This window comes from Flavobacterium sp. WG21, from assembly GCF_000335775.1.
Classification (GTDB): domain Bacteria; phylum Bacteroidota; class Bacteroidia; order Flavobacteriales; family Flavobacteriaceae; genus Flavobacterium; species Flavobacterium tructae.
Map to the genome: position 1 here is coordinate 11901 of NZ_AMYW01000030.1, position 13223 is coordinate 25123.

17 protein-coding genes are annotated in these 13223 nt (G+C 33.8%); all 17 read right to left on the bottom strand.

What is annotated here, in order from left to right; translation table 11 throughout:
- Positions 1 to 65 precede the first annotated feature (65 nt).
- Complete coding sequence (locus C245_RS0118030; RefSeq protein ID WP_017498012.1) at positions 66 to 2306, bottom strand: fibronectin type III domain-containing protein; 2241 nt, start codon at positions 2304 to 2306, stop codon at positions 66 to 68.
- A gap of 85 nt (positions 2307 to 2391) precedes the next feature.
- Positions 2392 to 3057: a hypothetical protein gene (locus C245_RS0118035; RefSeq protein WP_017498013.1), complete on the bottom strand. Its 666-nt coding sequence runs from the start codon at positions 3055 to 3057 to the stop codon at positions 2392 to 2394.
- Between the two features lie 15 nt (positions 3058 to 3072).
- On the bottom strand, positions 3073 to 4062 hold the full coding sequence (locus tag C245_RS0118040) for a hypothetical protein (protein ID WP_017498014.1): 990 nt from the start codon (positions 4060 to 4062) through the stop codon (positions 3073 to 3075).
- 196 nt (positions 4063 to 4258) lie between these two features.
- Positions 4259 to 4561: a hypothetical protein gene (locus C245_RS0118045; RefSeq protein WP_017498015.1), complete on the bottom strand. Its 303-nt coding sequence runs from the start codon at positions 4559 to 4561 to the stop codon at positions 4259 to 4261.
- Complete coding sequence (locus C245_RS0118050) at positions 4548 to 4835, bottom strand: hypothetical protein (RefSeq protein WP_017498016.1); 288 nt, start codon at positions 4833 to 4835, stop codon at positions 4548 to 4550. Before C245_RS0118050 ends, C245_RS0118045 begins: the two co-directional genes overlap by 14 nt.
- Before the next feature lie 221 nt (positions 4836 to 5056).
- On the bottom strand, positions 5057 to 5389 hold the full coding sequence (locus tag C245_RS0118055) for a hypothetical protein (protein ID WP_017498017.1): 333 nt from the start codon (positions 5387 to 5389) through the stop codon (positions 5057 to 5059).
- Between the two features lie 4 nt (positions 5390 to 5393).
- Complete coding sequence (locus tag C245_RS0118060; protein ID WP_017498018.1) at positions 5394 to 5864, bottom strand: hypothetical protein; 471 nt, start codon at positions 5862 to 5864, stop codon at positions 5394 to 5396.
- A gap of 5 nt (positions 5865 to 5869) precedes the next feature.
- Positions 5870 to 6352 (bottom strand): M15 family metallopeptidase, encoded by a 483-nt coding sequence (locus tag C245_RS0118065; RefSeq protein ID WP_017498019.1) that lies wholly within the window; start codon positions 6350 to 6352, stop codon positions 5870 to 5872.
- Positions 6353 to 6738: 386 nt separating this feature from the next.
- Positions 6739 to 7044: a hypothetical protein gene (locus tag C245_RS0118070; protein ID WP_017498020.1), complete on the bottom strand. Its 306-nt coding sequence runs from the start codon at positions 7042 to 7044 to the stop codon at positions 6739 to 6741.
- Between the two features lie 430 nt (positions 7045 to 7474).
- Positions 7475 to 7786, bottom strand: coding sequence for a hypothetical protein (locus C245_RS0118080; RefSeq protein ID WP_017498022.1), 312 nt, complete (start codon positions 7784 to 7786; stop codon positions 7475 to 7477).
- Between the two features lie 259 nt (positions 7787 to 8045).
- The gene (locus C245_RS0118085) at positions 8046 to 8468 is read right to left on the bottom strand and encodes a hypothetical protein (RefSeq protein ID WP_017498023.1); all 423 of its coding nucleotides are present in this window, start codon (positions 8466 to 8468) and stop codon (positions 8046 to 8048) included.
- Between the two features lie 15 nt (positions 8469 to 8483).
- Entirely contained in the window at positions 8484 to 9407 is a 924-nt protein-coding gene (locus C245_RS0118090; protein WP_017498024.1) for a hypothetical protein, read from the bottom strand.
- A 39-nt stretch (positions 9408 to 9446) separates the two neighbouring features.
- A complete protein-coding gene (locus C245_RS0118095; RefSeq protein WP_017498025.1) occupies positions 9447 to 9791 on the bottom strand; it encodes a hypothetical protein in 345 nt (114 codons plus the stop codon).
- Between the two features lie 250 nt (positions 9792 to 10041).
- Positions 10042 to 10467: a hypothetical protein gene (locus C245_RS0118100; protein WP_008461938.1), complete on the bottom strand. Its 426-nt coding sequence runs from the start codon at positions 10465 to 10467 to the stop codon at positions 10042 to 10044.
- 140 nt (positions 10468 to 10607) lie between these two features.
- Positions 10608 to 11942, bottom strand: coding sequence for a DUF2586 domain-containing protein (locus C245_RS0118105; RefSeq protein WP_017498027.1), 1335 nt, complete (start codon positions 11940 to 11942; stop codon positions 10608 to 10610).
- 286 nt (positions 11943 to 12228) lie between these two features.
- Positions 12229 to 12408 carry a hypothetical protein gene (locus C245_RS0118110; protein WP_017498028.1) on the bottom strand — a complete coding sequence of 60 codons (180 nt, stop codon included), beginning with the start codon at positions 12406 to 12408 and terminating at the stop codon, positions 12229 to 12231.
- 96 nt (positions 12409 to 12504) lie between these two features.
- Complete coding sequence (locus C245_RS0118115; RefSeq protein ID WP_017498029.1) at positions 12505 to 13080, bottom strand: hypothetical protein; 576 nt, start codon at positions 13078 to 13080, stop codon at positions 12505 to 12507.
- Positions 13081 to 13223: the final 143 nt, after the last annotated feature.

Sequence of the window (13223 nt, forward strand, 5' to 3'; positions counted from 1 at the left end):
TTAGGTTAAAAAGGAGAGATGAGGAATCTTTTGGGGGATATATTCCCCCAAAAGAGTAATAAGGTTTATTCTAGTGGATCAACTTTTGTATTGTGAGCAACGATTCCTGAAATAACATAATTGTCTACATTTTCGACATCCAGAAGAGCTACTTCAAGAGGTTCTTCTTTGAATACAATCGATTCAATAGGTATGGTTTTTCCGAGTTTGTCAATCAATAACATCGTTTGCTGTGCATCTTTAGCACGCGTCCATTTTAGATTTTCACCATCTTCAGTTACCAACAGTGGATGTTCTCCTGTAACTTTGATTGTTGTATCCGGTGTTTTAATTTCATAATAATTGGGTTGGATACTTGTCCTTTTGTCAGTTACGGTTACCTCCGCCTTGGCGGCTTCATTTAATTTTCCGTTCCATGTCATATAATCGCCCTCAGACTCGTCAATCTCATTTGGGAAGGAGAATCCCTGGAGTTTATCACCAATGACAATATTTTTTAGCTTTTTGGTTTGCCCTGATGCCATAGTTACAAGAGATTCTACATCGAAACAGTTAGGATCATACGGGTATACATTTTTGGCAACTACAGCACTAAATTCAGATTCATTCCCATCTTCACCTAATGCTTGTACTTTGTAATGATGTGTGTACATTTGTGCATAATTGCCAAAAAAATCTGTTCGAAGATTAGAACTTGTTTTGGCAAATGTTGCGTTACTTCCAGGAATTCCTTCTATTTTTCTCACTAGTAAATAAGTAATAGGAGTGTAACTTGTTACATGGTCCCATTCAATAATAACCTCATTCTGTTCGATACGACATCTTAAAGATTGTGGTACCGGAATTACCCGAGGGGTAACTTTAGTAATTGTGCTGCCGTCTGAAATATTTCCTGCAGTGTCTTGTGCAAAAACGGTAAAAGTATAAGGTCTTTCCGGGGACAAGTCTGTGATAGTGTGATTATCAATGTCGTCTGATGAAATAAGGTCACCCCCATCTATAGATAGTAAGTAGCCCTCCACATTACCAGTAGCTTTTGTCCAGCTTAGAGATACACTGGAACTGGTAGCTTTTGTTACGATTAGATTTGTTGGAGGTTCTGGTTTTGTTGTATTATTTGGAAGTCCTGTATATTCAATGAAATGAACTACGCTATAAGGGTTAAGAATTGAAAACCGCTGACCTCCGCCTTCTGGAGCTGAATAATTACCTGCTCTTCGTGCGTCTTCTTCATAAGGCTCAGATATCCAGTCTTCACTACCAGTAGAACCTGTACCAGAAAAGAGTCCAACTGCATGTCTGTGACTTGGTATTTCATCAATTGTTAAGGTTTTATTTTTTGCACCTCCTGGCTTTTCAATTTCATTGAATTCTGACTGAGTATGATCAAATCCTACAGGCATTCTTCCTCTCAAAGGAGCATATTCTTGCCAGCCTTCCGGGATTTGATTAGCAGGTCGCCCCCAAATAGCAATCATTCCTTTTGGAATGGCAGATTCTGCAGGCTTTTTCTTTTCTAATTCTGTAACACGGTCAAGTAAATGGCTGATTATGGTATCACTTTTAATGACTTGATTTGAACTGTCCAGCAGTAATATAGAACCATCAGGATTTTCCTTGCCGGTCTGCTTTAAATATACTTTTCCCTCTACCGTTAGATTTCCGGTCATGGCTTTTGAGCCGTCTATAGGAAGATATTCTTTTTTAATATTGATGACGTCTGACTTAAGATTAGTAACGTCTGTTTTGATACCGGGAAAATATTTATTAATCTCTGCAATATCTTCAGTTGCTTTTAGAATTTTTTCTTTATTCGCATCAATTTGATCCTGAAGTGTTTTCAAAATACGTTCGACAGCAGGAATATCTTTAATCGTTCTAAAATCTTTCAACTGATAATATCTTACTTTTAGGTCGTCTCTGTCGATTTCAGGAGTTGCTTTACCAGCAGTATATTCTGGTAATTCAATATACACGGCTTCAAAATCAAAATAAGCAGTTTGAGATCTTCCTGTTCCGTAAACCAGGTTTGTGCCTGTTCGAATTGTTTTTAGATAGCCTGTTACAGTCGTATTTCGGATAGGATATAAAACGCCTTCTTTTAAAAAATCCTTTTCATCATGTACTATAGCCCAACCGTCTCTATTGGCTGTTGGTTCGGCGATAATACAATTTTCACCGATTGCAACGCCAAAATGTGCTTTTAAAGCTCCAAATAACTCCGTTCTGTAGGCGTTCTGAAGTCTTTCTAAAGTTTCCTGCTCGAGAGGGAAACCTCCTTCATGGCTAAAATTTATTTGTTTCATTTTTTTATTTGTTTTAATGTATGTTGTTTATTTGTTTTAATACCAATGATTTAGTTAATCGTCAATGGTTTTTTGGAGCGATTTTTTAGTCCATGCTTTCCTGCACATAACAATAGCTTTCGTAACTTTTTCCTGCCAGTTTATAGAAATTAAGAAGATTGTGATATTTTAAATCGGTCACGTCGATCGGCTCCGTTTTCTCTACAGTACTGTCCTGATTAGGTTGAACAGCTATGGTTTGATTCTTAATTAGATTTTCGGGTATAAACACTCTAAAATTGGCGTAGTTTACCTCTGTATAATCTTTGCGATGTGCGAGATAAACCGGTTTGTTGTCTCTGTTTTTAAGTTCATTATTAGTGAAAATGTTTAATTGTGGAATCATTAAAGCTCCTTTTTTTACCTTTTTGTCGGGCAAAGTAATATCCGGTTCGTAGTATTCTTTGTGGAGATAGACATATTGAATAGCAGGTTTGATAGATTCGTCTATATAAATTAGCCCCTCTAATCGCTTTTGTTCCATACTTAGGTTGGGATCGTAATTTTTTGTGGGATTAAAAGCGTCGTTGAGTACTTTTTCCAGATAAATGACCTGCCCTGTATGCTGCATTTTGTATAATATGTCGTCATAAATCGTACGAAGAGGAGCCAGTAAAACATTAAGCCATTCCAGATGTGTTTTTTTTCTAACAACCGGAGGGAGGAGCCATAATAGTAGCTTTTCCCATTTTAAAACAGTGTATTTATTCATAGTATAGGTATTAGGCTATTGTTTGTCTCGGTAAAATGTAAAAGGAATATAATTTACCTGTACCTCTAAGGCATCCAGATCAAAATAGCCTGAGTTAGGGATAAAGTATTCCGTTTTAGTAACATCTTCTAAAGGAGGGTTTAGCTGGTCATTTGGATTTTTAGCCCAGCTGGTTTCGACTTTATTTACAACTGGAATTTTAATACCCGGCGTATTCTGCAACGCATCGACAAAATAGGTTTTTACAAAGGCGCCATTAAACTCAATACTTTTTAAATGCTCTTTGACAGCATCTTGTACAGGAAATATCTTTTCGTTCAGAATCAATGAACCATTTTTTGGATTTGCCGGATTTGTCGGATCAATATAGATGTTCAAAGGATCAACATAAACGGTTAAGTTTAATTTTAAGATATCACCGTTATCAGAAGAGATATGAATATGGTTTCCTGCATCTTTAATTTTGGCCATATATTCTTTGAAGGCGTAGAGTTCATTAGGAACATCTATTCTCGAGATCTTATCTCCTTTTACCGTGGCTACTTTTAAAAATACTACCCCCACTTTGTTACGGAAGTAGTCCGAAAAAATAGCTTCCCGGTCTTTCTTTTGTGTAGGATCGAGTACTGTTTCCAGATCAATTTCGCTTACTGCGCAATGTTTGATTATTTTTAATTTTTCGATTTCTGTTTCGTCAAGACCTGTAGTGTCAAACTGATACGAACCATCTTTCCAGAGGAATGGAATTTTACTGTTGGAATCAGAGGTTGAAGTAAGGCCGTAATGAAAATTTAAGGCCTGGCTTCTGTACCAGTTTAAGGTATGCGGTCTTGAGATCAACGCATTTTTTTCTACTATTTTTTCATGAATCCAGATAGCGGTGGCGACTATGTTGATCCAAAGTTTCCAAATAGCAGTTTTTGAATCTGTTAAGTTGTTTAAGGAGGATTGCTTTCCTTTCTCAATCAGAATTTCGTTCTGTATTTCAGCAATTGTACGTGCCATATTTTAATTTTTTGAAATAGTTTAGCCTGTAAGACATGTGTAATATGCTTAGAGATAATTGTTTATGTTATTTGTAAATACTACAGAGAAGTAGTTTTCTTTTAGAGACTTCTAAAAGGAGAAATGAATAGGCTTTTTTGTTTGATAACCTGAATTTTTGGACTGTTGTTCAGATTGTTGCAGCCTACACAAATTGCTAATAAATGATGAAATCGTCTTCAATAATCATATAATCGATTCCGGAGAAATTATCCAGTAAATACTGTTCTTCTTCTGTAATAGCTGTGGCAGGCTTTAAGTTTCGGGTATTGTAATATTCTACAATATCTTTTTTGAAAGCTTCGCGGCCTATTTTTAAATCTTCGTAAACAGAAAGGTCTTCTGTAAGGTTAAATCTGTCGTTGTCGTCTAAAAGGTCGAATACTTTTTCAATACTTCCGTATTCCTGTAAAGAGACATCAAATATGTTTTGATTTTCTTGTGGTTTAATAGTTTCCATCGATTTTAATGTTTTGTAAATCGTTGACATCTAGTGTTTTTATGTGAAAGTTGTCATACGATAATTGTTTGTCTATTTCGTTTTCCAGTCTTAACCTGGAGGTTGCATCCGGGCTGTTGATGTATTTTTTTATTCCTACTCCCAGAATAGGAAACTCTTTATAACTTCCTTTTTGACTTAGCAATAGATGTTCTATGTTTTGCTGATCTGCATTTTTAATAGCGAAATCTCCATTCGTGATTAACAAGTCATCTTCTATGATAAAATCTCTCATATGTAGTTACTTTTTGTTTTTTTGTTAATGAATAGCTCCTTTGAATCTGCGCGCCATATTCAAAAAATGCCCTTTATTTGATACTGTAAAAATACGTCCGAATTTGTCTTTTACCAAGATTTTGAGGCTTGCGAATCAGTAGTTTCAGTAAGTTGATTATTGGTTTTAAGTTGTTGATTTTTAGTATTTTGGTTTTTATTTTTTTGAGGAAACACAAAGATTTAACCCCGTGGGATAACCAGATCAAGAAGTACTTTAAAAATCATTTTTAGAATATTATTTTTAATAGCATTCAGTTTTATTTTTGATATTCCGGTGGTTTGAAGTGCTTGAAATTCCATTAAATTGAATTGACTTTTTAACAGCCATTCTAAATCTTCTTCGGTTAAATTTCCGGAGGAGAAAAGAAAGAGCCAGCGTTCCAATTTCTCTCTGGAGATTTCTAAAAAAGAGTTCAGATCTTTCTCCAGTTCGAATTTGTTATCTTTATAACTTTCTGTTATAATAATTTTCAGTTTGCTTTTTAATTGGTCTAATAATGTATCGTTATGCATCGTTTCAGGTATTACTGTTGATTAAATATAAAAGAGCATCTTTTGACTCTTTATCTTTTTTGGCTTCGTATTGAATTAGTAAATCGAGAGCTTGCAAAACTTGTTTTTCGGATTCCTGTATAAAAGCAGGAGATAAAATTCCTTTTGTTTCCCATCGTTTGAAAAAACCGGCCAAAAGATTTTTTTCTTTATCGTTTAGCATTTTCCACATCGAAAAAGTGATTTCGTTATGGAGTTTATTTTTTTCATATTCAGTCAACTTTTCAATGTCAAGTAATAAAGCATTTATTTCGACTTTATGAGCCGCATATGGGGTAGTAGCTTTCTCCATTAACTTAATAGTTTCGACTTTTACTGCAATTGTTTTTTGATAGGAATAAAGGTCAAATAAAGCTGTTTTTGTGGAAGTACAGGAGGTAATGGTAAAAGCCAGAACAAGTAGGAGAGCTGTATGTTTTAATTTAAAAGGTTTCATCTGCGTTATTTGTATAAGATTACATAGTTTTTTCGGTCACGCTTTAATTTGCTAAGCACCTTCCAATCACTGTAACCTTTTTTGTCAAAGTGTGGAAGATCTTTAAAAGTTTTCCAGTCTCCGCCCCAGTTCCAGTTGTGCTTTTTAAAAATTTCGACACATTCCTGCCAATCCGAAATTTGGTCGTTGTCCCAGTCTTTTGCTGTATCCCAGGAAGCTGTTTTACCGTCGATAATTAAACAGATATCGACTGCAAAACCATAATTGTGAATGGATTGACCTCCTTTTGCATTCGTGACTTTTTTACCGGGTTTTGTTCTTCCAAAAGCATAAAGATCCTCCTGCTCCTGAAAAGTTCTGAGACTTTGTGTTATTCTAACTTTTGCTCTTCCGGTTAAAACCAGATCACATTCTTCGATGATTTTGGTCATTTCTTCTCTGACTGAAGGATGCAGTAAATCAATGTGTTTTTTTGTAGTTTGATCCATATTTATTGGTATTAATGATTTTAGGTTTTGAGCATAAAAATCCTGTCCCGACTGTTTAGAAAAACGGTCAGAGTATTTTTATCGATAAAATGATATTGATGTTGAAACTTATTTACGATTGAAAACGGATCGTGGGATAAATTATGAAGATGTATTTTTTATGTTTTTTGAGAAAAGAATTTAATCTCAAGAGCACTGTGGAAATACTCTGAAACGGTGTGTTGTGGAAATATTATGGCTTTGTTAATCAGTGGTTTAAGTAGGTGTGGTTATGCGTTTTAGTACTTTATTTTGTAGACAAAAATGAAAATAAATGAAAAAAAACACCCGTTTTTCTAGTGTAGAAAACGGGTTCTTAATAGATTGAAAATTGAATTTTTAATGTATTAATAAGAACCGTCAGCTTCAATATATCCCGCCTTTTTCATTATATAAAGCAGTTCTAATGTTTCGGCATCAAAATAAGCAAAGCAAGACATGCCTTCAAATAATGAAATAATTTCACCATTTTCATCATATTCGATTTTATCTTCTGTTTGAAAATCTACAATATAGATTTCTTTGTCGTTTCCATCTCTTAATTTTTTGAATTCTTTATTCCAGCAATTTAATCCAATATCTTTATCGAACGAAATCTTTGTTTTCTCCAGCCAGTTTTTTAGTTTTTCAATTATTTGTTCTTTTGTGGTCATAGATTATTTTATTGTTTTAGGCACAATTTATGAATCATACATTGGTCAAGATTGAATTGTCTTCAGAAGAATAAATAAGCTTTCTTTAGAATTTTATTCTAGAAATGAATCAAAATAGAAAAACATTTTGCACAAAAGTGTTAAATTGATCACAAATAGAATAAAAGAAAAAATCGTATAAGTTTTAGTTTTGAAAATTTTTAGAAATATGTAAAATGAATATCCGAAAAGCAGGCATGTAATTATGTATAACATTTTTAAGAAAGCGACAGTATCTTCATCAATTACAATATAACTTTCTTCATTGATTTTATACGGATCAATAATATAGCTGAAGAGAAAAAGAAAAACTCCGATAAAGAATAGAACTTTTGTTATTGTTTTCATTGTTTTATTAATGAGGAAAATTAAAAAAATGCATTGGTTTTACTTAATAAGAACCGTCAACCTCAATATATCCCGCCTTTTTCATTATATAAAGCAGTTCTAACGTTTCGGCATCAAAATAGGCAAAGCAATACATTCCTTCGAAAAAAGAAACTACTTCGCCTTTTTCATTATACTCTATATTGGTGCTTTTTGTTTTAAATGATACTATGTAAACTTCTTTTGCTATTCCGTCTCTCAATTCTTTTAATTCTTTATCCCAGCAATTCAAGGGGATACGCTCATCATACGATATGACTTTTGTTTTTGTTAACCATGTTTTTAGTTTTTCAATTATTTGTTCTTCTGTTGTCATGATTTATTTTCAGCAGTAAAGGTTTAAAAATCGTCTATTAAAGGAATAAATTTATTAAAAATCCGGCTAAATAAAGAAAGGTAAAAAAGATCAGTCTTGGGAAATTATTAGACTGAAACTGTTCTAAATTCAGGAAGTTTACGATAAGAAAGTAAATAGTACTGAATTTAAAGTTCAATTTAATAATACGTAAAAGACTTAATATTTAAAGACTGCTGTATAGTCTTGATAGAAAGGATTTTCTGACTGGTTAGTAAGTTTATAAATTAGGGATGTTGTCATCTTTAGAGATATTTAAATCTCCTTTTACTCTCACATAATAACTTTTGGTTTTGTTTTGCAGACTAATGACATAAATTGTATCATCTGTGTATTTAATTATTTTATCCTTATCTCCCATAACAGTTAGAACAGAGTCTTTTGATACACTCCATTTACTAATATCCGGATCTGGAATATCCCAAAAAAAGCTTCTTCTATTTTTTATTTTATCATAAGAGTACTTCTTTAGCTTTCCATCTTTACTTAGACTAAAGGTAAACCCGTAATATTGAGCCCTATCTCTTGGCCATTCGTAATTCCAATATTGTGTAGAATCTTTACAGATTAAATATTCCAATTCTTTTTGTTTGTTGGTGCAACCAATTGAGATAAGCAGGATTACAATAAGTATCTTTTTCATGTATCTATGTATTTATTATTCTTCTGGGAAAATTAATTGCTTTAAATGTACTGGGTGGGGGCCATCTTTCAACTGAATACTGACACCATTACCATCAAATTTTGTTAATATTTGAACTCCATTTTTAGCATTAAGTTTATTGAAATTACCTACTTGAGATTTTAAATCTTCAAAAGTTATTTCTTTATTTAAATAAGCATTGTATATTCTGTTTATAAAGCCTGTAGCCACAGAATATTTGTTTGCATTGCTTGTGTCGTTAAAATCTTTTGTTCTTGTTTGTCCTAAATAAACATTTGCATGTCTTACAAAAGTATAATTTTTGCGGTCTTTTTCACCTTTATGTCCAAATAAAAGATTAGCTTCATGATCAATTGTACTTCCTAAATCGTTATAATCATCACAAGTTCCTAAGTTTAATTGCTTCGTATTAATCCAGACAGTATTAGCCCTATTAGTGTAGGCAATGGTATTTTCTTCATCGATTTTTAGAGTTCTAACTCCATAATATCCTTTATATCCTCTTAAATGAGCTTCGTAAGTGATTATTTTTGAAACCGCTTTTCTTGTTCCTCTATTTGTATAATCAAGTCCCGATAAAAATCTTAAACCATTTTTAGTTTCTATCAAAATCTTAGTTCCTTTTGTCGTATTTCTAATGAATTCTCCTGAATTGCTATAAAGCCTGTTTTTTTTGTAAAATTTCTTCTTTTTTGTTTTGCGTTTATTAGTTTCTTTAGTCTTATTGTTGTCTTTTGAATCGTTTGCATTTAATTTTTCTGCCGGTTCATAATGTTTTTTTGCATAGTTAAGTATCTCAGCATTATTCTTGTCGCTCTCAATCTGCTGACTCCAAATGCCAAGCATAATTTGCCTAAAACGTGCCATTTCAGAAACGCTGGTATCTTTTAGTTCTATGGTATGGTTTTTAACGATCATGATGGTAAGGTTTTGCAGGAGGATAATATAAAGATGTTGTTATAAAATTTCGACTTTTACAGGTTTAGGCTGGATATGATCTGAAAATGCGGTAGTGATGTTAAGACGCAAATCGTCTTCTTGTTCGATTTTGCCATCACCGCCCAGGTAACAGTTTTTGAAGAGTACTTCCAGCGCTTTAAATTCATCCATTTTGGATGCTTGTAAAACGGCAGCACGAATACTCATATCGGGTTTTTTGAAATACGCAAACAGTGTAGTTTCGTCATCATCGGCAATGGTGAGTTTCACTACTTTTTTATGTTTGTATTTCCATTGGTTGAGCTGCGCCTGGGTAATATTTCCGTCCAGGATATCGACAGTTTTGGTGTTAGTTGTTTCCATTTTGAGAACTTATTTTGGATTGAAAAATAGGCTGCCTGAGCCGCATTTCAGGATGAAAATGCTCAGGCAGCCTGTGAAGTAGATAATTACCTGTCCGAAAACGGACTCGCTAAGAGCTGTAGAAATAATTTGCGGACAGAAATCATGTTGCTTTTGAACTTCTTTTCTGTATAACGCTATAAGATTGGGTTTCTCTTTCGAGTCGGTTTTTCAGACAGGAATTAGTAAGGTTAAAGAATATTGGTAATGGTTAGTTCCATTCGATATGAGAGCAGATTAAGTCAAAAGAAACTGCAATTTTAGTATCTCCCTGGCTAATTCCTCTGCTGTTGGAGTTGAATTCACAGTTTCTTACCGTATGAGTAATTACTTCGTTGCTGTCATCCAAATAACTTACAATGATGCTAAACGGATTAATATCCTGCAATCTTTGTCCTTTTGGTAAAGCGGCCAGAATAGCTTCTACCTCATAGTTGTATAAAGTAATAGAAGCTTTTGCTTCGTATTTTCCTCTACCTCTGTGCACAGGCATATCGCCGGCTCCGTAGTGGTTTTCTTTTGATACTGAGTCACTATAGTTGACAGCGGTAATACCGGTAACAATGTTACCTGCGATACTTACTTCAATTGATGACCAGCTGTGTTGTTGTCCGTTAATTAAGGGTAACTTATTCATATGTTTCTTGATTTTTTTTATTTTATAATTCTGATAACGCTTCAAGCCTATCATCGGATTCAATCACTATTTGAGACAATTGAAAGACGACAATATCCTGATGAGATTTTATTGTTTTTGAGAGATAAGAAAAGCTTAAATTATGCTTTATCGATTCCGAAAGGATTTTTGAATCCTAAATCAACTTTAATTTTACGGGCAGTTCCAATTGGCGTAATTTCGGCTTTCACTTTTAATTCTGAAGTCGCTAAAATGTTTTGTTTTGGATCTACATACACATCAAAGGCAGATACTTCCTGATTGGCTACCATTCCCTCTAAGGCACTTCTGCATAATCCTTCGAAACTTTTAGAAACCGATTGCGGTAATTTACCATCGATATCCACTAAAACCGGTGAAGCTAATTTTGGTAGTAAAGCTGCACGTAACAAACGGGTTGCTTTATTGATTGTACGGTTATTTTCGATATAAGCGAAGTCAGCTGTACCTGTTGTACAAGTGTGACTGTCGTTGAAATAAATTCCGGCTAAACCTGTGTGTGTTTGGGCGAAGATGTATCTTTTTTCGTTTAAAGTTCTTAAACCTGTAAGTGATTTGATTTCTTCTCCGCCTACGAAACCTGCTTTCGAAAAACCTTCACCGGTAAGATTGAATTTTTCGATCCAGGCGATGTTCTCCGATACTTTTGCTCTGGAAACAGCACCTAACGCTAATCCAACTGCTGCAGTATTTTTGTAAACGTCTTTGAACGTAAACTCAAGTCTCTCTCTATCGTCGTTATTGCTACCATCGGTTTTCTCTACCTTGTAAAGATTAGACGAATTTGCTACGGGTACTAATTTTTCGTTAGGAGCCAAAGTATAAAGCTTGTCATCTTTGGCTGTAGTACCTTTCATAAACAATTTTTGTTCAAAAGCTTTTTCAGGATCCATAGCTACTACCACCGATACATTTTCAGCATTTAATTCCGTCATATTTGTAGCAGTATTAGCTTCAAAACCTTTTCCTTCCAGAATAATTTCAAAAGGCATGTAGTTGGTATACGCGTAGGTAGCTGATTTTTGTGCTGTTGAGATTAGGGACTTAGTTTCGGTGAATGTAGTTTCTGGCCCGGAAAAGATGATTGCCATTTGTCGAATGTTTCCGTTTGCTTTTTCCTGCATTTTCAAAGCGTGTACAACAACTTCGTAATAAGAGGCTGCCTCTACTTTCATAATATACAAATCCCCTGACGGATTCATCCTGAAAAATTGTTGAATCTGGTAGTAGGCCGATTGTCCGTTTACATCATAATCAGCTGTAATTCCTAATGCTTCGGCATCTTCTAAGGAGGCCAGACGTTTTACTTGATCTAATGCTAATTTTTCAGTCGAAACTCCATCAAAAAGTAATCCTGAAACCATGTCCTGCTCCGGAGTTCTTCTTCCTAATCCGCCTGATAATTTGGTAATTACTACATCGTTTAATGTACTCATAATATAAAATGTTTAAATGTTTAAAATTTGTTTTTTGCTTAAAAAAGGGCAAAAAGAGGCCTGTGACAAGTTGTTAAACTTCTCGTTTTTAGTTAATTGTTATTTTTAAAATAGTATTCGTAATCTAAGACTCAAAAAATAAAAAGATATTTTTTGGAGGTCAATACAAGTAGGTTTGTTATCTTAGATTAGGAGTGAATTTGTGGTCTGCCGACGAGTACAAATTTAAGGCTCAAAGGGTGTTTTTCCAATTTTTTGAATGGTCAAAGCCAGTAGTTTCAGTCTATTAAGCGCTGGCTTCCAAAGAAAGACCTTCATTGATAATCGTATAGATAGTACGCTCCGTTAAGAACAAAGTATCCGAAAGTTCCGAAACCACAACTTTCATTTGTTTAGCCTGATTTCTATTTAGATAATTAATAACATATTCTCTTCTTTTGTCTAATAGTGTTCTGCTTCTTTTCATTTGTGGAGTTTTAATGGTAAGGATTAGTTTTGTTTTTGGTAAGGTGCTGCTTAATGATCTGATTGGAATTAACTTTCTTAAATTGCCGACTAGATTTTAGGGAGTGGTATCTAAATCTATAGCGCCTTTAACTTGGTTTGGATTTATGGAGATGATATCAGAGGTTAAATTGTATCCTAAGTCTTCCAGAGCTTCGTTGCTCAATCCGTTATTAAAGAGGATGTATTTCTTTTTTAAGGTATTTTCGATCAATGTGGTTTTGTAAGTGATCTCCCAAATAAAATAATCATTTTTATTCCAATAGGTATGTTCGTTTGTACACTGTTTTTCCCTTATTTTGAATGTTGAATTGGTATCAATATGTGTATTACTGTTGTTTTTAGATAATACCGCTTTGTCTATACGCTGCGCAAGATTAAATGCATTTGCATAACTTGTTGATGAAATAGTGTCTACCGGTAATACAATATACAGGCAAAAAGATACATCGGCTTTATAGTTTTTTTCAGAGGATGTTTCCCAGTTGATGTTGTCGTATTTAAACATTACGATCGGTGTTTCGATTGATGTTTTAAAAATAGCATCACTATAAAGTTGTACTGTTGGCGCATCAGAAGTAAACTCTGATTGAATTGCGTTTTTTTTCTCGTTATAAAAATCTTTTAAAATCATATGATGGATTATTTTTTGACAAATATACAACATATGTTTTAATAAATACAACATATTACAGTTTAAAATGCAATAGTTTCAGTAATATGATTTGCTTGTTTTTACTTTATATTCGAGCAATACGATAGGAAACAACTCTCAAA